The organism is Luteimonas sp. TWI662, assembly GCF_039673825.1.
Taxonomy (GTDB): domain Bacteria; phylum Pseudomonadota; class Gammaproteobacteria; order Xanthomonadales; family Xanthomonadaceae; genus Luteimonas.
The window spans coordinates 23884-46992 of record NZ_JBDJMI010000015.1; the positions used below are offsets into that span (position 1 = coordinate 23884).

Below are 23109 nucleotides of genomic sequence, written 5' to 3' on the forward strand. Positions count from 1 at the left end.
TCGGGCAGCGTGGTCGCGGGGGGCATGTCGTGCATCGTCGGTGTGCCTTCGTGGGTCATGCGCCCTTGTCCCCGCGCAGCGCGCGTGTGCGGCGCGGGCTGCTGGCCGCCGGGCGTGCGACCAGCAGCGCGAACGCGACGATGCCGCCGGTCACCACCAGCGCGCCGATCAGCGCCCGGCCCTGCGGCCAGGCCTCGTGCAGGAACAGCGCGCCCAGCAGCGCGGCGAACAGCAGTTCGGCCGCCTGCATCGCTTCGGCCGCGCCGAGCGCGACCGGGTTGTGCCGGACCATGCCGGTGGCCTGGAAGAACAGGATCGTTGCGATCACGCCGGCGCTCAGCGCCACGCCCGCCGCCAGCCAGACCTGCGACAGCGCGGGCGGGCCGGCCTGGTGCCAGGCGAAGGCCGCCACCACCAGCCACAACGGCTGGCTGGCCAGCGTCAGACCGAACACGCGCTGGGTCGCGCTGAGGTCCTCGCCGGTGCGCTCCAGGTGCAGCAACAACAGGCGGTTGCCCAGGGGATAGGCGATCGCCGCGGTCAGCACGCAGGCCAGCGCGATCCAGCCCGCCGCATCCAGGCCCGCGCCGCCGTGGCCGAACTGCATCAGCAGCACGCCGACCAGGATCGCCGCCGCCACCGCCAGCGCGGCCGGCGGCACGCGGCGACGGGCGTCGCGATAGAGCAGCGGCGCGCACAACATGCCGGCGATCACGGTGAACTGGAAGCTGCCCGCCACCAGCCACGCCGGGCCGCTGGACGCGGCGAACGACAGCATGCAATAGAACACCAGGAAGCCGATCGCGCTGCAGCGCAGCCACGCCCACGGATGCGCGGCGATCGCACGCAGGACCGGCGCGGTGCCACCCTGCCACGGCATCAGCGGCAGCAGCAGCGGCAGGGTGATGAAGTAGCGCAGGCAGGCGGTCCACGCCCAGTGGCCGCCGCCGCTGGCGCTGGCGCGGTTGAGCACATAGGTCAGCGTGAAGAACAGCGCCGAAGCGAGTGCGATCGCCACCGCCAGCAATGCGCGGCGGGTGTCTTGGGGCTGCGTGCTCATGCCGGGATCGCAGACGCTGTCGGTGCCAGCGCATCGCGCGCGGCGGCGAGCGCATCGACCAGCGCGTCGATCTGGGCGTCCTCGTGGGTCGCGGCGAGCGTGATGCGCAGTCGTGCCTGGCCCTCGGGCACGGTCGGCGGGCGGATCGCCGCGACCCAGAAGCCGGCGGCATCGAGTGCCTGCGACAGCGCGAGCGCGGTCGCGTTGTCGCCGCAGCGCAGTGGCTGGATCGGTGTGTCGGACGGCATCAGGTCCAGGCCCGCGCGCGCGGCGCGTTCGCGCAAGCGCTGCACCAGCGCGCCCAGCCGCTCGCGGCGCCAGTGCTCGTGGCGCGCCAGCCGCACCGCGGCCAGCGTCGCGGCGGCCTGCGCCGGCGGCAGTGCGGTGGTGTAGACGTAGGGCCGCGCGGTTTCGGCCAGGTGCGCGACGAGGTCGGTATCGCCGGCCACCACCGCGCCGTAGCCGCCGAGCGCCTTGCCCAGCGTCAGCAACTGCAGCGGCACCGCGTCGACACCGAGGCCGGCCTGGGCGACGCTGCCGCGGCCATCGGGCCCGCACACGCCGATGCCGTGCGCGTCGTCGACGTACAGCAGCGCCTGCTGCGCCTGCGCGACCGCGGCCAGTGCACGCAATGGCGCGATGTCGCCGTCCATGCTGAAAACGCCGTCAGTGGCCACCAGCGCCGCGCCGCCCGGCAGGCCCTGCAACTGGCGCAGCGCGCCTTGCGCGTCGCCGTGCGGGTAGCGGCGCAGCCGGCAACCGGCCAGCCGTGCAGCGTCGATCAGGCTGGCGTGGTTGAGCCGGTCCTGCACGCAGGCATCGTCCTCGCCCAGCAGCGCCTGCAGCACCGCGAGGTTGGCCGCAAAGCCGCTGCCCAGCAGCAACGCCGCCGGCACCTGCAGCCAGTCGGCGACCTCGCGCTCGAGCGCGACATGGCGGGCGTGATGACCGCAGACCAGGTGTGAGCCGCCACTGCCGACGCCGTCCTCAGACGCCGCATCGCGCAGCGCCGCCGCCACGCCCGGATGCTGGGCCAGGCCGAGGTAGTCGTTGCCACAGAAGTTCAGCAGCCAGCGGCCATCGACCTCGCAGCGCATGCCGTCGCGGCGCGCGACCGTGCGCCGCCGCCGGCGGGCGTGGCGGGCCTCGCGCGCCAGCCGCGCCGCGCGCGCGCGTTCGCGCAGGTCGGGCCGCTCAGGCGACATCGCCGCCCGCGTCCGCGCGCGCCGGCTTCATGCCGCGCAGCTCGCCGGGTGCTGCGGCAGTTCGATGATGTCGGCGTGCACGGTGCCCGGGTGGTCGTGATCGGCGGCATCGACCATCACCTGCATCGGCCGCAGGCCCAGCCGCGCGAACAGCGCCAGGTCGCGCTCGGTGTCGGGGTTGCCGGTGGTCAGCAGCTGCTCGCCGTAGAAGATCGAGTTCGCGCCGGCCAAAAAGCACATCGCCTGCAGCTCGTCGCTCATGTCCTGGCGCCCGGCCGACAGCCGCACCATCGAGCGCGGCATCAGGATCCGCGCGACCGCGATCGTGCGCACGAAGTCGAATGGGTCGATCTGCTCGGTGCCATGCAGCGGGGTGCCTTCGACCTGCACCAGCCGGTTGATCGGCACCGAGTCGGGATGCGCCGGCAGGTTGGCCAGCGTGCGCAGCAGACCGGCGCGCTGGCGGCCGCTCTCGCCCATGCCGACGATGCCGCCGCAGCAGGTCTTCAGGCCCGCCTCGCGCACGTGCTCGAGGGTGTCGAAGCGGTCCTGCAACTCGCGCGTGCGGATGATCGCGTCGTAGTACTCGGGGTCGGTGTCGATGTTGTGGTTGTAGTAGTCCAGGCCCGCGTCCTTGAGCGCGCGCGCCTGCTCGCCGCTGAGCATGCCCAGCGTGGCGCAGGTCTCCAGGCCCAGCGCTTTGACCTCGCGGATCATCGCCGCGACCTTCGGGATGTCGCGGTCCTTGGGCGAGCGCCACGCCGCGCCCATGCAGAAGCGGGTCGCGCCGGCGGCCTTGGCCTGGCGCGCCTTCTCCAGCACCGCCTCGGTGGCCATCAGCTTGGTCGCATCGACGCCGGTGTGGTAACGCTGGGCCTGCGGGCAGTAGGCGCAGTCCTCCGGGCAGCCGCCGGTCTTGACCGACAGCAGCGTGCTGACCTGGACCTCGGCCGGATCGAAGTGCTCACGATGCACCTGCGCGGCGCGGAACAGCAGCTCGGTCAGCGGCAGCGCGAACAGCGCCTCGACCTCCGAACGGCTCCAGTCGTGACGCAGGATGGGCTGGCCGGCGGTATCGCGGGCGTGGCTGACAACGGACATGGCGGTTTTCCGACGGTCGCGGCGGGATAGGGCCGGCAGTCTGGAAAGCATGACGCAGGCTGTCAACCAGACGCCGGCCTCGCTGGTTGACGAGCGCCGTGCCCATCGCTGGCTGCGGCGGCTGTTCGCGGCGCGCTGCCTGGTATGCGAGGCACGCGGCGACGACGGCCGCGCGCTGTGCGCGGCCTGCGCGGCGGCGCTGCCGTGGACCGGGCCGGCCTGCGCGCGCTGCGCCGTCCCGCTGGCGGCCGGCGACACGCTATGCGGTGGTTGCCTGCGTCGCCCGCCGCCGCTCGATGCGACCTACGCGGCCTTCGTCTACGGCTTCCCGGTCGACCGCCTGCTGCCGCGGCTGAAGTTCCATCACGACCTCGCCGCCGGTGCCCTGCTCTCGGCATCGATGGCGCGGGCGCTGGCCGCGCGGCCGCGGCCCGACGCGCTGGTGCCGGTGCCGCTGCATCCGGCGCGGCTGCGCGCCCGCGGCTACGACCAGGCGCTCGAACTGGCGCGTCCGCTGGCCCGCGCGTTGGCGCTGCCGCTGCGTGCCGACCTGTTGCGCCGGTCCCGGGCGACCGCGCCGCAGTCCCGCCTCGATGCGCCGGGCCGGCGCCGCAATGTCCGGGGCGCATTCGTGGCCACGGCCCGTGGCCCGCTGCCCGCGCACATCGCGCTGGTCGACGACGTCATGACCACCGGCGCGACCCTGCATGCCGCGGCGTGGGCGCTGCGCCGGCTCGGCGTCGCCCGCGTCGACGCCTGGGTCTGCGCGCGGGTGCCGTGAGCGCGGCAGGTAGGATGGGCCGACGTCCCCACACGGTCCTGCCCATGTCGAGAGCACGCCTGCTGCCCCTCCTGCTTGCCCTGTCCGCGCTCGGCGCGCTGTCCGGTTGCGTCGAGCGACCCGCCGAGTCCGCGGTTTCCGAGCGCTATGTCGACATTGAATTGCACCTGGAGCCCGCGCGCGATGCGCCGCCGGGCAGCGAGACGACCCGCGCCTGGACCACCGACGACGGCCGGACACTTCACCTGCGCCACGTCGATACGATCCCCGGCGCCGATGTCCGCTCGGTCCGCGCCGAGGTTCTCGGCGATCGTCCCGCGATCGTGGTCGAACTCACCCCGCCAGGCGCCGCCCGACTCAAAGCACTGACCACCAACCATATCGCCCGGCAGCTGGGCCTGGTCGCCAACGACAGACTGCTGATCACCGCACGTATCGCCGGCCCGTTCTCTGACGGCTTCCAGGTGTCGACCGACACGCTCGAGGACGCCGAACGCCTGCGTCGCGCGTTGGTGGTCGGCGACGACCGGTAGCTGCCCCCACCCCAGCCCTCCCCCGCAGGCGGGGGAGGGAGCGAAGCGCGCGCACTTTGGGAAAGCGCTCGATTGGGTGAGGAGGACTGGATGGCGTGCGCAATGCTCGCGCATTGCTCCCTCCCCCGCCTGCGGGGGAGGGCTGGGGTGGGGGCGACCGCACGGCCCCGCCGCCAACGCCCGGCCGTCAACCGCGCAGCGCGCGGGCGTGGTGGGCGATGTGGTCGCCGATGAAGCTGGCGATGAAGTAGTAGCTGTGGTCGTAGCCGGGCTGCATGCGCAGCTCGAGCGGATGGCCGGCGGCGGCGCAGGCGGCCTGCAGCAGGTGCGGGCGCAGTTGGCCGTCGAGGAACTCGTCGGCCTCGCCCTGGTCGATCAACAGCGGCAGGCGCTCGCGCGCGGTGGCCACCAGCGCGGTCGCGTCCCAGGCCTGCCAGGCGGCGCGGTCGTCGCCGAGATACGCCGAGAACGCCTTCTCGCCCCACGGCACCTGGCTGGGCGCGACGATCGGCGAGAACGCCGACACGCTGCGGTAGCGCCCGGGGTGCTTGAGCGCGATCACCAGCGCGCCGTGGCCGCCCATCGAATGCCCGCTGATCGCGCGCGCATCGGTGGTCGGGAACTGGGCTTCGATCAGCGCCGGCAGTTCGCGCGCGATGTAGTCGTGCATGCGGTAGTGCGCTGCCCACGGCGCCTGCGTGGCATCGACGTAGAAGCCGGCGCCCTGACCGAGGTCGTAGCCCTCGGCGTCGGCCACGCCCTCGCCGCGCGGGCTGGTGTCAGGCGCAACGACGATCACGCCATGCTCGGCGGCATAGCGCTGCGCACCGGCCTTGGTGATGAAGTTCTGCTCGTTGCAGGTCAGGCCGCTGAGCCAGTACAGCACCGGCAGCGGGCCGCGCTCGGCCTGCGGCGGCAGATAGACTGCGAACCGCATCGTGCAGCCGAGTGTGTCGGAGGCGTGTTCGTAGACGTCCTGCCAGCCGCCGAAGCTGGCGCGATGTTCGATGCGTTGCATGAGGCGCTCCTGCATGCCGGCCTTTAGCCGGCCCGTGTATTGATCAGTGCATCGAGCTGCGAGAGAAGGCGCAGCAGCGGTTGGGTATCGGGCTGCCCGTCGAGATTGCGATGGGCGGCCACTGCCACGTCACTGCGCGGTGGCCATTGGCCACCGGCGCGTGCCTCGTGCAGGCGTGGCAGGAACACCTGCGCCAACCAATGCTCGAACGGCATCTCGTCGAGGCCGAACGGTGAATCCACTGCGCGCGGCGCGCCCACCTCGCCTTCGACCCAGCCCAGCGCGCGCAGCGCCTGCTCGATCGGCTCGACCAGGGCCGCGCGCGGATCGACCTCACGCGGTCTACGCCGGGCGTCGAACCAGCCCACGGCCGCGACTCAGTAATGGACCACTGAGCGGATGGACTTGCCTTCATGCATCAGGTCGAAGGCGTCGTTGATCGCGTCCAGATCCATGGTGTGGGTCACGAACGGCGCGAGTTCGATCTCGCCCTTCATCGCGTCCTCGACCATGCCCGGCAGCTGCGAGCGGCCCTTGACCCCACCGAACGCGGTGCCGAGCCACTTGCGCCCGGTGACCAGCTGGAACGGCCGCGTGCTGATCTCCTGGCCCGCGCCGGCGACGCCGATGATCACGCTCTGGCCCCAGCCGCGGTGCGCACATTCGAGCGCGGCGCGCATCACGTTGACGTTGCCGATGCACTCGAACGAATGGTCCACGCCCCAGCCGGTCATTTCGACGATCACCTGCTGGATCGGCTGCTCGAAGTCCTTCGGGTTGACGCAGTCGGTGGCACCGAACTCGCGCGCCAGCTCGAACTTCGACGGATTGGTGTCGATGGCGATGATGCGCCCGGCCTTGGCCTGGCGCGCGCCCTGGATCACCGCCAGGCCGATACCGCCCAGGCCGAACACGGCCACACTGTCGCCTTCCTGCACCTTGGCGGTGTTGTGCACCGCGCCGATGCCGGTGGTCACGCCGCAGCCGAGCAGGCAGACATGTTCGGGGTTGGCGTCGGGATTGATCTTCGCCAGCGAGACCTCGGCGACGACGGTGTACTCACTGAACGTCGAACAGCCCATGTAGTGGTAGATCGGCTCGCCGTTGTACGAGAAGCGCGTGGTGCCGTCGGGCATCACGCCCTTGCCCTGCGTGGCGCGCACGGCGACACACAGGTTGGTCTTGCCCGACTTGCAGAACAAGCACTCGCCGCACTCTGCGGTGTAGAGCGGAATCACGTGATCGCCCGGCTTGACCGAGGTCACGCCCTCGCCCACTTCGACGACGATGCCCGCGCCCTCATGGCCGAGCACCGCGGGGAACAGCCCTTCCGGATCGTCGCCCGACAGCGTGAACGCGTCGGTGTGGCAGACACCGGTGTGGGTGATCTTCACCAGCACCTCGCCCGCCTTGGGCGGCGCGACGTCGATCTCGACGATCTTCAGCGGTTGCCCGGGGGCGAAGGCGACAGCAGCACGGGATTTCATGGCGATGACTCCAGGGAACGTCAGAAAAGGAACACGCAGGCGATGGGCCGCTCAGCGCAGGTAGGAGCGGACCAGCGCGATGGCGTCGTCGATCGAGGCCTGCCGCCGGTCGGCACTGCTGGCCCCGGCGAGCTCTTCGCGCAGGTGACTTTCGAGCACACCGGCCATCAGGCCGTTGACCGCGCCGCGGATCGCGGCGAGCTGCTGGAGCACCGGCGCGCAATCGGCCCCGGCTTCGAGCGCGCGCTCGAGCGCGTCGAGCTGGCCGCGCATGCGGCGCACACGGGCGAGCACACGCTTCTTTTCCTCGGGCGAATGGGGCATGGTCGGCCTGCGGGCTTGGTACTGGGGTGGAGTATATCGCGAAGCCGACAGGCGCGTGCAAGCCGCCCTGGCATGCATGCCTCTGGCCACCTCAGGCCGTGCGACTGCACGTGGCCGAGAGGCTGTAGCGCCGCCATCGATAGGACTGCTTGCGGCACGAACTTCTTCGCCTCGATGTCGTGGCTTCGCCCCAGACGTGCATTGTTCACAACGACAAGCCCTCGCCCAATGCGTCGACCATGCTTGATGTTCATCGAACTCACGCGGCTTCGACCGCATGGTCGACCCCTGGACCGCTCGCAGCGCCGTAACCCCCGCTTACAGACCGGCTTGTTTACACTGGTGCCCCGCTCCTCGTACCACAGCATGGACAAGCAATCGATCATCGAGACGCTTCGACGTCGCGTGCCGGGTCTGCTCGGCATCTATGCCTTCGGTAGCCGGGTCAACGGACAGGCGGAGTCGCACAGCGACCTGGACCTCGCCGTCCTGGTCGAGGGCTATGCCGAGCCGGTGGCCTTGTGGCAGTTGGCAGGCGATCTGGCCGGGACGGTCGGCTGCGATGTGGATCTGTTGGACCTGCGACGTGCATCGACGGTCATGCAGCACCAGGTGCTGACCCGCGGCGAACGGTGGTGGGCCTCGGATGTACGTGCGGGTCTGTTCGAATGCGCCGTCCTCGGCGAGAAACTGGAGCTCGATCGCGCGCGCGCCGGGTTGCTGTCGGACATCCGCAGGGAGGGACGCATTCATGGCCGATGACGTGCTGTTGAACAAGGCGGCGACGATCGAGCGCTGCGTCCGCAGGGCGCGCGAAGAGTACGCGCACAATCCCGCGACGTTCGGTGACGACTACACGCGCCAAGATGCCGCGATCCTGAACATCCAGCGCGCCTGCGAGGCGGCGCTGGACATGGGTCAGCACGTGATCCGGCGCGAACGCATCGGCATCCCCCAGAGCGCTCGCGATGTCTTCGCCCTACTCGCAGCCGCGAACTGGATTGATGGCGATCTCGCCAGCGCGCTTCAACGCATGGTGGGCTACCGCAATATTGCAGTTCACGAATACCAGACGTTGCAACTTCCGATCACGATCGCGGTCATCACCCGCCATTTGGTCGAGTTCGAGGACTACGCCAAGGCACTGCTGTTGCGCGATGCACAGACCGAAGGCGGCGCGTCGAACTGACCACGGCAGGCGCATGCACCGCAAACAGCCGGCTCACCCGGTGTTCTGGATGCCCGCCGCGATGCCGTTGACGGTCGAGATCAACGCACGCAGCAGGTCGTCGTCCTCGCGGTTGGCCGCGCGCCAGCGGCGCAGCAGTTCGACCTGCAGCAGGCTGATCGGATCGACGTAGGGGTTGCGCAGGCGGATCGACAGCTGCAGGCGATAGTCGTCGGCCAGCAGCGTGTCCTGGTCCTTGAGCAGCAGGATCGCGTCGCGGGTGCGGCAGAACTCCGCCGCGATCTCGGGGAAGAACACCGCATGGGCATCGCCGGCCAACTGCGAGTAGCGCTCGAAGATATCGATGTCGCTCTTGGCCAGCAGCATCTCGACATCGTCGAGCGCAGCGCGGAAGAACGGCCAGTCGCGCGCCATCTCCCTCATCGCTTCGCGACCGTGGCGCTCGATGCCGTGCATGAGCGCGGTCCCCAGGCCGTACCAGCCGGTCAGGCCGGAACGGTTCTGCGCCCAGGCGAACACCCAGGGAATCGCGCGCAGGTTGGCGATGCCGCCTTCGCGTCGGCGCGAGGGCCGCGAGCCGATCTGCAGCCGTTCGATGACATCGATCGGCGTGGCGGCACGGAAGTAGTCGGGGAAGTCCTGGCGTTCGTGCACCAGCGCGCGGTAGTGCGTGCGCGACACTTCGGCCAGGTCGCCGGCCAGGTCCCGCCAGGCGTCCTCGCGCGGGTCGGCCGGGCGTGGTCGCAGTGTGGCCTGCAGCACCGCGGCGGCGGTCTGTTCGAGATTGCGCAGCGCCAGCGCGCGGATGCCGTACTTGCGGTGGATCACTTCGCCCTGCTCGGTCACCCGCAGCACGCCGTCGACCGAGCCGCGCGGCGCGGCATGGATCGCGCGTCCGGTCTTGCCGCCGCCGCGGCTGACCGAGCCGCCGCGGCCGTGGAAGAACGCGATGCGCACCCCGGCGGCCTGGGCCAGTGCGGTCAGTTCGACCTGGGTGCGCTGCAGTGCCCAGCGCGAGGCCAGCAGGCCGCCGTCCTTGGCGCTGTCCGAATAGCCGAGCATCACCGTCTGGCGATTGCCGCGCGTAGTCAGGTGCGCCCGATAGCGGGGATCGTCGAACAGCGCGCGCATGACGGCCGGCGCCGCCTCCAGGTCGTCGACGGTCTCGAACAACGGCGCGACGTCGAGCGGCACGTCGCCGTTCTCGACGCAGCCGGCGATGCGCGCCAGCGCCAGCACCGCCAGCGCATCGGCGGCGCTGCGCGCCATCGAGATGATGTACAGCCCGGTCGCGGATTCACCATGACTGCGGCGCAGATCGGTGACCGCGTCGAACACGCCCAGCGTCGAGGCGACGGTCGCGTTGGACAGCGCGCCGTTGGCCTTCGGGGGCGCATCGAGCATGGCGTGCAGACGCTCGACGCGCGCCTCGACCTCGAGCGCGGACCAGTCGCTGTCGTCGATGCGGCCGAGCACCTCGTCGTGCACGGCCGAATCCTGGCGCAGATCGAGCGCGGCGAGATGGAAGCCGAACGTACGCACACGCCACAGCAGGCGTTCGAGCGCGAACAGGCCGGCGTGATCGCCACGGTTGCCGCGCAGGCTCGTATCCATCAACACCAGATCGGCGAGGAACGCGTCGGCATCCGCGTAGCCGGCGCGGTGATCGGCATCGGTCAGGCGCAGTCGCAGCTGCATCAGATCGAGCAGGCGCCGGTACGGCATGTCGGCATGGCGCGGGTTGAGTGCGGCCTCGGCGTCGGGCAGGCGGCGCCGGTAGTCGTCGACTCGCGCCATGATCGATTCGTCGATCGTGGCGCGGCCCAGTGTTTGCGTGAGCACATTGCCGAGCCCGCGCAGGTCGCGGCGGTACTGCGCCAGCGCCTGGCTGCGCTGGGCGCCGAGCGCGGCGCGCATGGTGTCGGCGTTGACGTTGGGATTGCCGTCCATGTCGCCGCCGACCCAGGTCCCGAAGCGCAGCACCTGCGGCAGCGCCGGACGCGTGCCGTAGACGCGTTCGATCGCGTCGCCGAGCGCTTCGTAGAACACCGGCAGTACACGGTAGAGCACATTCGACAGATAGAACCCGACGTGATCGACCTCGTCGGCGACGGTGGGCTTGCGCGCGGGCGACTCGGAGGTCTGCCAGGCAGACGCCAGTGCCAGCCCGATCCGGGCATCGTCGGCCCGGCGTTCGGTCGGGGTGCGTTCGCGGTCGATGTCGGCGATCAGCCGCTCGACGATCGTGCGCTCCTTTTCCAGCAGCACCCGGCGCACCGCCTCGGTGGGGTGCGCGGTGAACACCGGCTCGACGTGCAACCGTGAAAGGCAGGCCTGCAGGTCGTCGAGCGTCACGCCATCGTCGTGCAGTGCGCGCACCGCCGCCTCCAAGCCACCGGGCTGCGGCGCGTCGCTGGCGCGCTGGTAGTCGCGGCGACGGCGGATGCGGTGCACGCGCTCGGCGAGGTTGACCGCACCGAAATAGGCGGCGAACGCGCGCACCAGCGCCTCGGCATCGTCGGTGGCGACCTGCGACAGCCCCTCGGCCAGCGCATCGACCGGCGTACCGGACTCGCGCCGTGCGATCGCCGCGCGCCGCAGCGCCTCGACGCGCTCGAGCAGCGCCGGCGAGGCTTGTTCGGCGAGCATGTCGCCGACCATCGCGCCGAGTCGGCGGACATCGTCGCGCAGCAGAGTATCGGTACGCGCGAACTCGACTTCGCGCAGCGGCAGGGCGGACTCTCGGGTGGCGTCTGGCGTCATCCCGACAACTTACACAAGCCGGGCCCGTGGTGGGTGACGGCCGCGCGTCAGTAGGCGAACTCGCGGAACACGCGATCGATGTCGCCCTGCCAGGGGCCGTGGTAGAGCGCGAGCTTCTGCTCGGCCGGGGTCTGCCCCGACTCGGCGATCTCGATCAGCGTGTCCAGGAACACGCGCTCGTCTTGGCCGTCGCCGTTGTGGCGGGCGCGACGCTGCAGGCCGGCGGCGGAGATCTTCAGCGCCTCGACCGCGAGATCGCGCAGCGTGCCCGTGCGCCACGGCGTGGCGAGCGCCTGCCGGGGCACCGCGTCGCGCAGCGCGTTGCGCTCGGTGAGCGTGAGGTCGCGCACCAGATCCCAGGCGGCATCGAGCGCGGTGTCGTCGTAGAGCAGGCCAACCCAGAACGCGGGCAACGCGCACAACCGGCTCCAGGGGCCGCCGTCGGCGCCGCGCATCTCCAGGTACTTCTTGAGCCGCACCTCCGGGAACGCGGTGGTCATGTGATCGGACCAGTCGCGCAGCGTCGGCAGCTGACCGGGCAGCGCCGGCAGCCGGCCGCGCAGGAAGTCGCGGAAACTCTGACCGCTGGCGTCGTGGTAAACCCCATCGCGATAGGAGAAGTACATCGGCACGTCGAGCAGGTAGTCGACGTAGCGCTCGTAGCCGAAGCCGTCCTCGAACACGAAGTCCAGCATGCCGGTGCGATCGGCGTCAGTGTCGGTCCAGATGTGCGAGCGGTAGCTGAGAAAGCCGTTGGGCTTGCCTTCGGTGAACGGCGAATCGGCAAACAGCGCGGTCGCCACCGGCTGCAGCGCCAGCGACACGCGGAACTTCTTGACCATGTCCGCTTCGGACGCGTAGTCCAGGTTGACCTGCACCGTGCAGGTGCGGGTCATCATGTCCAGGCCGAGCGTGCCGACCTTGGGCATGTAGTCGCGCATGATCCGGTAGCGGCCCTTGGGCATCCACGGCATCTCGTCGCGCCGCCACTTGGGCTGGAAGCCCATGCCCAGAAAGCCCAGGCCGAGCGCTTCGGCGACCGCGCGCACCTCGCGCAGGTGCGTGTGCACCTCGCTGCAGGTGGCGTGGATGTCGATCAGCGGCGCGCCCGACAGCTCCAGCTGTCCGGCCGGCTCGAGCGTCACCGACGCACCGTCCTTGAGCAAGGCGACAGTGCGGCCGTTCTCGTCGACCGGCGCCCAGCCGAAGCGAGTGAGCCCGGTCAGCAGCGCCTCGATGCCCTGCGGTCCATCGAAGGTCGGCGGGCGCAGGTCGGACAGGCGGAAGCCGAACTTCTCGTGTTCGGTGCCGATGCGCCAGTCGGCGGCCGGCTTCTCGCCCGAGGCCAGCACCTCCACCAGTGCGTTGCGGTCGGTGATCGGCGTATCGGCGACGTGGCTGGGGCTGGACAAGGCGATGATGCTCGGCGGAAATGGCGGGGACAGCCGCAGGCCAGCCGCGGAATCCGCGCACTATACCGGTTGCTTCGGCGGCAATCGTTGAGCGGATCGGGCCGCAGATTTCCGCCGATGCAGCGCTCGCCCCGGCGACGCTGGACGCCTGCCGGGGCGACCGCACGATGCCCGGCGCGTGGCGCGGTCGTATTCACGTCCAGATGAATGTGGGCAGGCGCAGGCGCGTCCGATCATCCGTGACTCCAATCACAGCCAGGCACCGGGTTTGCGCCCATAGTGGTCGCTCGCGATCGCTGCGACATCGTGTCGCACCGCGCTGTCGCACGCCGTATCGGCTGGATGCCAGTCGCCGCATGTCGCGACGCAGGACAGGGAGGTGCTCCGAGGTCATTGCTGTATCGACGCATCGCATTGGCTGCGCGTCGACCGGCATCGATGCCGCATCGCCTTCGACGCCATGCCGGACCGCACCGCCGGGCGGCCCGGGGTACTTGCGACACGCTCTTTCCGGCGCATTCCCTCTCGAGGACCATCCATCGACACAAGGAGTTTTACGATGAAGCATGTGACCGTACTGGGGTTGACCCTCGCGCTGGGCGCACTGAGCGCCAGCGTCGCGAGCGCCGAGCCCTTGAAGTTCGAAAGGTTGGGCGAGAAGGCCCGGTTCATCCACGGCGACGACCTGGTGACGGGCATCCAGCCCGAGAACGCCACCGCCGGCCGGCCTCCGACCCTGTTGCAGAAGGCCGCGGGCCTGACCACGATCATGGCCACGCGCGAGGGCGACCAGTTCATCGCGACGATGGACCCGCGCGACGTCGCACTGTTCGAGCAGGCGATCGAGGCCTTGGAGGTCCTGGGCCGCACCCCCGCCGCAACGCCCGGGATGCCCCCCTCGCTGCCCCGGACCGACGGCCTGCCGACGGTTTCGCCCAAGGTCGTCATCGGCGCCGACAATCGCGTGCAGGTGACCAACACCACCGTTGCACCGTTCTACAACATCGGCCGCATCGGCATCGGCTGCACCGGCACGCTGATCGGGCCGAAGCATGTGCTCACCGCCGGGCATTGCGTCTCCAACGGGGCGGGCAGTTTCTATTCCAGCCTCAACTTCACTGTGGCGCAGAACGGCAGCTACCAGCCCTGGGGCACGACGTCCTGGAGCCGGGTCATGACGACCGCCGAATACCACAACGGCGGCAACACCAACTACGACTACGCGCTGATCGTGCTCAGCGCGCCTGCGCACGGCGGCTACGCGGCCTGGGGCACCTACGGCGGCGGCACGCACACCATCACCGGCTACCCGGGCGACAAGCCGTTCGGCACGATGTGGCGGCACTCGGGCACGGTCAACACCAGCGGCTCGTTCCGACTCTGCTATACGATCGACACCGCCGGCGGCAACAGCGGCAGCGGCATCTACGACAGCGGCTATGTCGTGCGCGGTGTGCACACGACCGGCTCGTCGAGCCAGAACTGCGGGACACGGATCACTGCCACAGTGCAGAACACGGTGCAGAACTGGATCTCCGCCAACCCCTGACCGGCGCGTTGCCGTTGCAGGCCGACAACCGCCATGGCGTCCCGAGCACGGGCGCCATGGCGTTCCTTCCAGACGCCACGGGAGACGCCATGAAATCGATGCTTGCCGCCCTCGCCCTGCCGGTGCTGCTGACCGCCTGCGGCGCCACGCCCCCGTCCACCCAGCGCGCACCGCTGGAAGCGGCGACGATCGCGGGCAGCGCCGAATCGCCCGATCCGGTGCTCGAGCGGGTCCAGGCGCTGGAACGGCGCGGCGTCGTCAAGGACGTCGTGATACAGGAATCGTTCCCGGTGCAGATCCGCCTGCGCGCGCCGCGCGAGGTGATCGACGAACTCGAAGCGATGCCGCGGGTCGGCGTGGCGCGTCCGACCGCGCCGCAGTAACGCACCGGGCGCCTCGCACCGGGCGCCTCGCACCGGCTAGTCGGCGCCGGCAGCGGGTGCGCCGATCTCCATCCAGCGCGCGACCACCGCGCGCAGTTCGTCGACGCCGGCCTTGGACTCCGACGAGAAGGTCTGCACGCTGACCTGATCGCCGTGCTGGGCCTGCAGTTCGCGGCGCACCGCCTGCAAGGTGTTGCCTGCCGCGCCGCGGCCGAGCTTGTCGGCCTTGGTCAGCAGCGCGTGCGCCGGCGTGCCGTTGCGGACCGCGAACTCGATCATCTGCCGGTCGTAGTCCTTGAGCGGGTGGCGGATATCCATGACCACCACCAGGCCGCGCAGCGCCTGGCGCTGGGCGAAGTAGTCGGCGATGAACGCCTGCCAGTGCGCTTGCAGTTCGCGCGGCACCTTGGCGTAGCCGTAACCCGGCAGGTCGACCAGGAACCGGCGCTCGTGCGGCGGCAGCTCGAAATACACCAGCTGCTGGGTGCGGCCCGGGGTCTTGGACACGCGCGCCAGGGCGTTCTGCCGGCACAGTGCATTGAGCGCGCTGGACTTGCCGGCGTTGGAGCGACCGGCGAATGCGACCTCGAAGCCGTCGTCGGGCGGAAGCTGGCGCGGAACGTGCGCGGCGAGCAAGTACGCGGCGCGATTGAAAGGATTGGCCATCGGCATAGCTTGGCACACCGCCCCTGCGGCGTCCGGTCGCGGTTTGACCGCTTCGGGTCCGCCACACATAATTTCAACCCTCGCGAGCCGCATTCCGCCGGCCGCAGCGTCGAGAATTCTCGGAGCCCAGCCATGCGCCACGCTCGCGTCTTTGCTATCGCCGGCCTTGCCGCCCTCGTGGTCGGCGCGGTCGCGTTCGCCCAGTCCACCGTGGCGCCGCTGCCCGATGCCCCCGAGGTGGAGGCCGTCGACCTGGACAGCCATCCCGACGTCAACGCGGTCGCCGCGCTGGCCAAGGCGCGTCCGGGCGATGCGCAGAAGGGCGGCCAGTTGGCCGGCACCTGCGCCGCCTGCCATGGCGTGGACGGCAATGCCGATGCCGCGCCGACGGTCTATCCGCGCATCGCCGGACAGGGCGAGCGCTACATCGCCCGCCAACTCGCGCTGTTCAAGAGCGGCGAGCGCATGAGCCCGATCATGCAGCCGTTCGCCGCGATGCTCAGCGCGCAGGACATGCGCGACCTGGGCGCGCACTACGCGCTGCAGAAGAGCGGTGCGGGCATCGCCGACGATGCGGTCGTCGAAGGCGGGCCCTACGACGGCATGAAGTTCTACGAGATCGGCCAGACGCTGTTCCGCAGCGGCGACGCCAAGCGCGGCATCCCGGCATGCATGGCCTGCCACGGCCCGGCGGGCAGCGGCAACCCGGGCCCGGCATATCCGCACGTCGGCGGCCAGCAGGCCTGGTACAGCGCCGCGCGCCTGCAGGCCTACCGTGCCGGCGAGACCCACGAGGCCGACCGCCATCTGTTCGACATCATGGCCACGGTCGCCAAGCCCCTGACCGACCAGGAAATCGAGGCACTCGCCAGCTACATGCAGGGCCTGCACCAACGCCCCGACCCGAAGATGCTGGCCGCGATCGAGGCCCAGGCCGCGGCGATGCCGGCACCGGCCACGCCGCCGGCCGAGCAGCCGGTCCCGCCGACCGACGAGACTGCCGACCAGGCCCAACAGGGCGACGGCGCCGCCGATACGGCCCCGGCTGCCGACGCGCCCGCCGAGCCGGCGCCCGCGACCGAGTGAGTGCGCCGCCGGGCGGGGGCCATGCACGGTCCCGCCCGATCCCGTATTGTCCGCAACGCCGGCCGGGCTTCCCGCGCCGGCGTTCGCGTGTCTGTCCCACCCTGTGTCCATCCCCGTGTTCCCGGCCGGCCTGCGCCGCGCCGCTCCAGGAGTCCACGCCGCCATGTCCGTCTCCCGCTCCGTTTCCGCCTGGTGCCGCTGGCTGGCCTGCGCGCTGCTCGCGCTGGCGGCCGCCCTGCCCGCCGCCGCGCAGTCGCCCGCGCCGGTGGAGAACGTCGACTACGCCGTGATCGAGGGCGGCACGCCATGGCAGCCGCTCGATGGTCACATCGAGGTGGTCGAGGTGTTCTCCTACGGCTGCATCCACTGCTTCCATTTCCAGCCGATGATCGACGCGTGGCTGGCCCGGCAGCCGCGCGATGTGCGCTTCACCTATCTGCCGGCGGTGTTCACCGCGGGCGACCCGTTCGCGCGGGCGTTCTTCGCCGCGCAATCGCTCGGCATCGACAAGCGCACGCATGCCGCGGTGTTCGACGCCGTCCACAAGACCGGCCAGCTGCCGCGCAGCGGTGCGAGCCTCGATGCGCTGGCGGCGTTCTACGCCGCGCACGGCGCGCCGTCACAGGCCGCGTTCAAGACCGCGATGACCAGCGCACAGACCGACGAGCGACTGAACGCGGCGCAGGCCTTCGCGCAGCGCAGTGGCCTGCAGGGCACGCCGACGCTCATCATCAATGGCCGCTACCGGGTCCAGGCGCGTACCCTCGAGGGCGCGCTGACGATCGCCGACCAGCTCATCGCCCGGGAACGCGTCCGGCCCTGAGCCGACGCGCCGCCGCCACACCGGCGACCGGGCCCCCGTACCGACCGCTCACATCGAGAGACCGTCCATGAAGATCCGCCATTCCCTGCTGGTGCTGCTCGCCCCCGTCCTGATCGCCGCCTGCGGGCAGCAGCCCGACCCGGCCGCCACGCCCGACGCCGCGCCGACCGCGCCGGCCAGCGCCCCCGCAAGCGAGCAGACGCCCGCGCCCGACGCGACCCAGCCGCCGGCCGCCGAGCCGAGCCCCGGGGCAGAGGCCGCCGCACCGGCCCCCAACCACAATCCGGTCGTCGCGCCCGAGGGCCCGGCCCCGGTCGCCGGCACCGACTACGTCGTGATCGACAACGGCCAGCCGTTCGCGCAGACCGCCGGCAAGATCGAGGTCGCCGAAGTGTTCGCGTACTGGTGCGGCCATTGCGCGGCGTTCGAGCCGCTGCTCAACGCCTGGAAGGCCAAGCTGCCCGACGACGTGCATTTCGTCGCCGTGCCGGCGACGTTCGACGATCGCGACCAGTTCCCGCGTGCGTTCTATGCCTCCGAGGCGATGGGCACGCTGGCGCGCACCCACGATGCGACGTTCAACGCCGTCCACATCGAACGCAAGCTGCGTCAGAACGCCGATGCCGACAGCATCGTGGCGTTCTACGGCAGCCTGGGTGTGGACCCGCAGCGCTTCCGCAGCACGATGCAGAGCTTCGCGGTCAATGCGAACCTGGGCCGGGCACGGCAGTTCGCGATGCGCAGTGGCGTCGACGCCACGCCGACGATCATCATCGACGGCAAGTACCGCGTGATCGGCGGCCGCTCGCTCGAGGACGTCCTGCGCATTGCCGATCACCTGATCGCAACGGAGCGTGCCGCACGCTAGGGCCGATGTCGCAGCCCGACCCCACGCCCGCCCCAGTGTCCGAACCCGCACCGCAGCGCCTGCGGCTGCTCAGCGCCAACATCCAGGCCGGTTCGAGTACGCGCCGCTACAGCGACTATGCGACCCGCAGCTGGTCGCACGTACTGCCGGCCGGCAAGCGCACCGCGCTCGACGCGATCGCGGCGCTGGCCGGCCGTCACGACATCGTCGGCCTGCAGGAGGCCGACCCAGGCAGTTGGCGCTCGGGCTTCACCAACCAGACCCACTACCTCGCCGAGCGCGGCGGCTTCGCGTTCTGGAGCCACCAGCCCAACCGCCGCGTCGGCGCGGTCGCCTCCAGCGCCAACGGGTTGCTGAGCCGGCTCGAGCCGGTCGAGGTCATCAACCACGCCCTGCCCGGCCGGATCGGCGGCCGCGGCGTGCTGCTGAGCCGGTTCGGCGAGGGCACCGAAGGCCTGGTGGTCGCCATCGCGCATCTGTCGCTGGGGGCACAGTCGCGACGCGCGCAGCTGGCCTTCATCTCCGAGGTGCTGCAGGACTATCCCAACGCGGTGCTGATGGGCGACTTCAACTGCACCTGGGACCGCCCAGAGATGGACGTGCTCTACCGCGGCACCGAGCTGCAACCACCGGCCTGCGCCGTGCATACCTTCCCCAGTTGGCGACCGCAGCGCGCGATCGACCACATCCTCGCCACGCGCACACTGCAGTGCACGAACATGCAGGCGTTGCCGGCGGCGTTCTCCGATCACCTGGCGCTGTCGACCGAACTGGTGGTACCGGCCGACGCGCTGCGCCGCTGAGTCGCGCGCCCTTCTGCGAGCGGCCGCTGCGCGGCGAGCGCGTAGAATGCCGCGATGACCAACACGCCCAACCCCGTCGTCCATCTCAAGAACGCCTGGCGTTCGAGTCATCCCTGGATCTTTCAGCGCCTGGTCGACAAGCCCGCGCAGCGGCCCAAGCCCGGCAGCATCGTCGAGGTCGTCGGCGTCGACGGCGAATGGATCGGCCGCGGCTTCTACAACGGCCATTCGCGCATCGCCGTGCGCATTCTCGAAACCCATCCCGATGTCCCGGTCGACGCGGGCTGGTTCTCGCGCAAGATCGCCGACGCGGTCGCGCTGCGCCGCGAGGTACTCGGGCTCGACGCCGTCTCCGACGCCTGGCGCGTGGTGCACAGCGAAGGCGACGGCATCAGCGGCCTGGTCGTCGACCGCTATGGCGACCTGCTGGTGGTCGAGTTCTTCAGCGCCGGCGCGTTCCGCCACCGCGACTGGATCTTCGAGGCGCTGCGCGAGCAGTTCCCCGGCTGCCGGTTCCACAGCTTCGCCGACGAGCATGTGCAGAAGCAGGAGAGCTTCGACTTCCGCGGCAGCACGCCCGCCGAGCCTGCGATCATCACCGAGCACGGCGTGCGCTTCCGCGCCGACCCGGCCGGGGCGCACAAGACCGGCTTCTTCGCCGACCAGCGCGAGAACCGCGAATGGCTCAGCCGCCAGGTCGCGGGCAAGCGCATGCTCGACCTGTGCTGCAACACCGGCGGCTTCGGTGTCTACGCAGCCGTGCGTGGCGCCAGCGAAGTGGTCGGTGTGGACATCGACGAGGACGTGATCGAGATCGCCAAGGGCAATGCCCGCCTCAACGATGTGCGCATCCGCTTCGTGCAGGCCGACATCTTCCCGTGGCTGCGTGATGCGGGGAACGCGGGCGACGCCTACGACGTCGTCGTGCTCGACCCGGCCAAGATGACCCGCGATCGCGACCAGGTGATCCCGGCGCTGAAGAAGTACCTGGACATGAACAAGCTGGCACTCGGCGTGGTGAAGCCGGGCGGCCTGCTGGCGACGTTCTCGTGCACCGGGCTGGTCAGCGAGGAGCAGTTCCTGGACATGCTGCGCCGCGCGGCGTTCTACGCCGGCCGCACGATCCAGGTGCTGAAGGTCGCCGGCGCCGGCCCCGATCACCCGTTCCTGGCGCACGTGCAGGAATCGCGCTATCTCAAGGCGGTGTTCTGCCGCGTGCTCGACTAGGGTGACGGCGCGGCTGCGGCCCGGCGCACGCCGGGCGCTGTGGGGCGTGGCGGCACTGACGCTCGCCGCGCTCGCGGGCAGCGTCTGGTGGGAGCGTCGGCACAGCGAACCGCCACCGCTCGGTCCGCCACCGGCGGGCCTGCCGACACGCGTTGAACTGGCGGCCGGCGACGGGCATCGCGGCGCGGTCGACGGCGATCGTATCCAGGCGCGCTTCGACGACCCTTACGGCATCGTCGTCGCGGCCGACGGCACGGCGTTCGTCGCCGAGGGCGGCGCATCCAACCGCATCCGGCGGATCGGCGCCGACGGCCGCGTCGACACCCTCGCCGGCGGCGCGGAGGGATTCACCGACGGCCGCGGCGCGCAGGCGCGCTTCCACACGCCCTCGGGTCTGGCGATCGACGCCGCCGGCACGCTGCTGGTCGCCGACACCGGCAACCACGCGATCCGCGCCGTCGCGCCCGACGGCACGGTGACGACCCTCGCCGGCACCGGCGAGGCCGGTTTTGCCGACGGCCCGGCGAGCCAAGCGCGCTTCCATGCGCCGACCGGCGTTGCAGTCGACACGTCCGGCCGGATCTTCGTGGCCGATGGCTTCAACGACCGCATCCGTGTGATCGAGCACGGCCAGGTGCGCACGCTGGCCGGCGACGGCCGGCCGGGTTTCGCCGACGGCAGCGGGATGCAGGCGCGCTTCGACACACCGAGCGGAATCGCCGTCGACGCCGACGGCCGCGTGTGGGTCGCCGATACCGGCAACCACGCGCTGCGGCGCATCGCGCCAGACGGCAGCACGACGACGCCGCTCCTGCAGGGCGACGCGCCCTCGGCGCCGATCTCGGTCGCGATCGATGCCCAAGGCCGGCTCTACCTCGGCGAACTCGCGCGCGGGCGCGTGCTGCAAGTCGCGCCCGATGAGCAGACGCACGTGCTGACCGGCCGCGACATGGCCCAGCGCCTGGCGCGACCGGCCGGGCTCGCGTTCGATGCCTGGAGCCGGCTGTGGGTCGCCGACGCGGCCGCGCATCGCGTGCACCGCATCGTGCAGGTGCGCCCGCAACGCGCCAAGCAGAACCTCACCAATGCCGCCGTCGGTCCGGCACCCGACATCGCGCTGCCCGACACCCGCGGCCGCTGGCCGCTGGCGCCGCAGGACGGCTGGCACGAGGTCGTCGGCACGCTCGGCGAGGTCCGCGGCAACTTCCGCGGCGAGTCGCGCAACCACCTGCATGCGGGGTTCGACGTGCGTGGCGATGTCGGCACCCCGGTGCTGGTGATCGCCGACGCCAAGGTCGCCAGCCCGTTCGCCGCCGCCGGATTCGGCGACCAGGCCGAGCATCTGGTCCTCGACGAGCTGACCTACATGCACATGTGCGTGGGCCGCACGCCGCGCGGCGAGGCGCTCGACCCGCGCTTTCAACTGATCGCGGGCGACGACGGGCGCACCGCGCGCGTGCGCATCCCGCGCGGCACGCGGCTGCGCGCCGGCGATGCGATCGGCACGATCAACGCGCAGGCGCATGTGCACCTCATGGTCGGCCCCCCCGGCTATCAGCGCAATGCGATCGGGCTGCGCTTCCGCAACTTCGTCGACACCGTCGCGCCGCGCATCGATGACCTCGCCCTGCTCGACGCCAGCGACCAGCCGATCGTCGCGCGCGAAGACGGCCGGCTGCGCGTGCCGCGCGCGGGCGGTGGCGTGCAGATCGTCGTCGAGGCCTGGGACCAGGTCGACGGCAACCTGGCGCGCCGGCGCCTGGGCCTGCACGCGCTGGGCTGGCAACTGCTGACGGCCGACGGCACGCCGCTGCCCGGCTTCGAGACCCCGGTGATGACGATCGACTTCGACCGCATGCCGCCGCATCGCGAGGCGGTGCGCGTGGCCTACGCGGCCGACAGCGGCATCACCGTGCACGGCGCCTCACGCACGCGCTTCCGCTATGCGGTCAACAACGTGGTGCGCGACGGCCGCCTCGAACCGGCGCTGTGGGATCCGGCGACGCTGACGGCCGGCGACTATGTGCTGCGCGCAGTGGTGCGCGATGCCAGCGGCAACACCGCCACGCGCGCGCTGCCGCTGCGGCTGCATTGAGGCGCGTGCGGCGCCCCAATCAGCGCAGCGCCGGCGCGTCGTCGGTCAACGGATAGCCGGCGAAGGCCTTGACCTCGTCCATCAGGAAGTGCGAGACGATCTTCTCCACGCCGTCGTCGCCGCTGAGCAGCGCGCGGGCGACGTCCTTCCAGTGGTGCACATCGCGGACGATGACCCGCAGCATGTAGTCGTAGGGACCGGACACGCGACTGGCCTCGACGATCTCCGGCATCGCCAGGATGCGCCGGTCGAACTCGGTGAACCCCTCGAGCGCATGCTGGCGGAAGCTGACCTGCGCCATGACGATCGTCGCCGAGCGGATGCGATCGACCGCGACCTGGGCGCGGTAGCTGCGGATCAGGCCGCGCTGCTCCAGCGCACGCACCCGCGCCAGACACGCGCTGGGCGACAGCGCGACGCGCTCGGCCAGCGCATGGTTGGTGATGCGCGCGTCCTGCTGCAGCACGTCGAGGATTCTCAGGTCGGTGCGGTCGGGCGGACGGATCGTCATGACGGCATGGGCGGGACGATGGGGTGGTGTCGGGACAATGGACGGTACAACGTACCGAATTTTGGTGGTCGGGACGCAGATTCTGCGAAATTGGCCGCCCCATACCGTCGCATATGCGGTGCGGACCCGCACCCTCCCATTTGGATTCAATGACTTGGCCGATGATTGGCGGCCGTGGAATCTGCTGGACGCGGTCGCGCACGTCTTCTAATACTCGAAACGCGT

The 23109-nt window shown here is 70.8% G+C and carries 22 protein-coding genes and 1 pseudogene; 12 read left to right on the forward strand and 11 right to left on the reverse strand.

What is annotated here, in order from left to right; genetic code table 11:
• Positions 1-55: 55 nt before the first annotated feature.
• From ABE488_RS11505 to bioB, 3 genes are read right to left on the reverse strand one after another with little or no spacing between them, the layout of a single operon-like run.
• Positions 56-1060 carry a multidrug resistance efflux transporter family protein gene (locus tag ABE488_RS11505; protein WP_346441896.1) on the reverse strand — a complete coding sequence of 335 codons (1005 nt, stop codon included), beginning with the start codon at positions 1058-1060 and terminating at the stop codon, positions 56-58.
• Positions 1057-2265, reverse strand: a complete 1209-nt coding sequence (gene bioF / locus ABE488_RS11510) for an 8-amino-7-oxononanoate synthase (RefSeq protein ID WP_346448478.1) — start codon at positions 2263-2265, stop codon at positions 1057-1059. The genes ABE488_RS11505 and bioF overlap by 4 nt, the downstream gene beginning before the upstream one ends.
• Before the next feature lie 27 nt (positions 2266-2292).
• Positions 2293-3366: a biotin synthase BioB gene (gene bioB / locus ABE488_RS11515; protein WP_346441898.1), complete on the reverse strand. Its 1074-nt coding sequence runs from the start codon at positions 3364-3366 to the stop codon at positions 2293-2295.
• A 49-nt stretch (positions 3367-3415) separates the two neighbouring features.
• On the opposite strand from bioB, the gene ABE488_RS11520 reads away from it, so the two are divergent.
• Positions 3416-4147, forward strand: coding sequence for a double zinc ribbon domain-containing protein (locus ABE488_RS11520; RefSeq protein WP_346448480.1), 732 nt, complete (start codon positions 3416-3418; stop codon positions 4145-4147).
• 44 nt (positions 4148-4191) lie between these two features.
• Positions 4192-4680, forward strand: a complete 489-nt coding sequence (locus tag ABE488_RS11525; RefSeq protein WP_346441900.1) for a hypothetical protein — start codon at positions 4192-4194, stop codon at positions 4678-4680.
• Between the two features lie 187 nt (positions 4681-4867).
• Here the strand turns inward: ABE488_RS11525 and fghA are convergent, their stop codons facing one another.
• Genes fghA through frmR form a run of 4 tightly spaced genes read right to left on the reverse strand, consistent with a single transcriptional unit; the run spans position 4868 to position 7509 of the window.
• Complete coding sequence (fghA, locus tag ABE488_RS11530) at positions 4868-5698, reverse strand: S-formylglutathione hydrolase (RefSeq protein ID WP_346448481.1); 831 nt, start codon at positions 5696-5698, stop codon at positions 4868-4870.
• A gap of 23 nt (positions 5699-5721) precedes the next feature.
• Entirely contained in the window at positions 5722-6066 is a 345-nt protein-coding gene (locus ABE488_RS11535; RefSeq protein ID WP_346448483.1) for a YqcC family protein, read from the reverse strand.
• Positions 6067-6075: 9 nt separating this feature from the next.
• Entirely contained in the window at positions 6076-7185 is a 1110-nt protein-coding gene (locus tag ABE488_RS11540; protein WP_346448485.1) for an S-(hydroxymethyl)glutathione dehydrogenase/class III alcohol dehydrogenase, read from the reverse strand.
• A gap of 51 nt (positions 7186-7236) precedes the next feature.
• On the reverse strand, positions 7237-7509 hold the full coding sequence (frmR, locus tag ABE488_RS11545) for a formaldehyde-responsive transcriptional repressor FrmR (protein ID WP_183424976.1): 273 nt from the start codon (positions 7507-7509) through the stop codon (positions 7237-7239).
• A 246-nt stretch (positions 7510-7755) separates the two neighbouring features.
• Between frmR and ABE488_RS11550 the strand changes: the two genes are divergently transcribed.
• Positions 7756-8271 carry a nucleotidyltransferase domain-containing protein gene (locus ABE488_RS11550; RefSeq protein ID WP_346448487.1) on the forward strand — a complete coding sequence of 172 codons (516 nt, stop codon included), beginning with the start codon at positions 7756-7758 and terminating at the stop codon, positions 8269-8271.
• Positions 8261-8698 (forward strand): DUF86 domain-containing protein, encoded by a 438-nt coding sequence (locus tag ABE488_RS11555; protein ID WP_346448488.1) that lies wholly within the window; start codon positions 8261-8263, stop codon positions 8696-8698. The genes ABE488_RS11550 and ABE488_RS11555 overlap by 11 nt, the downstream gene beginning before the upstream one ends.
• A 33-nt stretch (positions 8699-8731) precedes the next feature.
• On the opposite strand, the gene ppc is transcribed toward ABE488_RS11555, so the two are convergent.
• Complete coding sequence (gene ppc / locus ABE488_RS11560; RefSeq protein WP_346448490.1) at positions 8732-11461, reverse strand: phosphoenolpyruvate carboxylase; 2730 nt, start codon at positions 11459-11461, stop codon at positions 8732-8734.
• A gap of 47 nt (positions 11462-11508) precedes the next feature.
• Entirely contained in the window at positions 11509-12873 is a 1365-nt protein-coding gene (locus ABE488_RS11565) for a glutamate--cysteine ligase (protein ID WP_346441905.1), read from the reverse strand.
• A 559-nt stretch (positions 12874-13432) separates the two neighbouring features.
• Between ABE488_RS11565 and ABE488_RS11570 the strand changes: the two genes are divergently transcribed.
• Together ABE488_RS11570 and ABE488_RS11575 are read left to right on the forward strand one after the other, a co-directional pair.
• The gene (locus tag ABE488_RS11570; protein ID WP_346448491.1) at positions 13433-14422 is read left to right on the forward strand and encodes a trypsin-like serine protease; all 990 of its coding nucleotides are present in this window, start codon (positions 13433-13435) and stop codon (positions 14420-14422) included.
• Positions 14423-14511: 89 nt separating this feature from the next.
• Positions 14512-14805, forward strand: coding sequence for a hypothetical protein (locus tag ABE488_RS11575; protein ID WP_346441907.1), 294 nt, complete (start codon positions 14512-14514; stop codon positions 14803-14805).
• A gap of 36 nt (positions 14806-14841) precedes the next feature.
• Here the strand turns inward: ABE488_RS11575 and yihA are convergent, their stop codons facing one another.
• On the reverse strand, positions 14842-15471 hold the full coding sequence (yihA, locus tag ABE488_RS11580) for a ribosome biogenesis GTP-binding protein YihA/YsxC (RefSeq protein ID WP_346448493.1): 630 nt from the start codon (positions 15469-15471) through the stop codon (positions 14842-14844).
• 132 nt (positions 15472-15603) lie between these two features.
• Here yihA and ABE488_RS11585 point away from each other — a divergent pair.
• From ABE488_RS11585 to ABE488_RS11610, 6 genes and pseudogenes are all read left to right on the forward strand, one after another.
• Positions 15604-16374: pseudogene (locus tag ABE488_RS11585) on the forward strand (cytochrome c4); the annotation flags it as partial.
• Positions 16375-16720: 346 nt separating this feature from the next.
• On the forward strand, positions 16721-17380 hold the full coding sequence (locus ABE488_RS11590; protein ID WP_346448495.1) for a thiol:disulfide interchange protein DsbA/DsbL: 660 nt from the start codon (positions 16721-16723) through the stop codon (positions 17378-17380).
• A gap of 67 nt (positions 17381-17447) precedes the next feature.
• Positions 17448-18248: a thiol:disulfide interchange protein DsbA/DsbL gene (locus ABE488_RS11595; RefSeq protein WP_346441910.1), complete on the forward strand. Its 801-nt coding sequence runs from the start codon at positions 17448-17450 to the stop codon at positions 18246-18248.
• Positions 18249-18253: 5 nt separating this feature from the next.
• Complete coding sequence (locus ABE488_RS11600; protein WP_346448497.1) at positions 18254-19051, forward strand: endonuclease/exonuclease/phosphatase family protein; 798 nt, start codon at positions 18254-18256, stop codon at positions 19049-19051.
• Positions 19052-19105: 54 nt separating this feature from the next.
• Positions 19106-20278: a class I SAM-dependent rRNA methyltransferase gene (locus tag ABE488_RS11605; protein WP_346448499.1), complete on the forward strand. Its 1173-nt coding sequence runs from the start codon at positions 19106-19108 to the stop codon at positions 20276-20278.
• Position 20279: 1 nt separating this feature from the next.
• The gene (locus tag ABE488_RS11610; RefSeq protein WP_346448501.1) at positions 20280-22373 is read left to right on the forward strand and encodes an SMP-30/gluconolactonase/LRE family protein; all 2094 of its coding nucleotides are present in this window, start codon (positions 20280-20282) and stop codon (positions 22371-22373) included.
• Positions 22374-22392: 19 nt separating this feature from the next.
• On the opposite strand, the gene ABE488_RS11615 is transcribed toward ABE488_RS11610, so the two are convergent.
• On the reverse strand, positions 22393-22884 hold the full coding sequence (locus ABE488_RS11615; RefSeq protein ID WP_346441914.1) for an Lrp/AsnC family transcriptional regulator: 492 nt from the start codon (positions 22882-22884) through the stop codon (positions 22393-22395).
• Positions 22885-23109 lie beyond the last annotated feature (225 nt).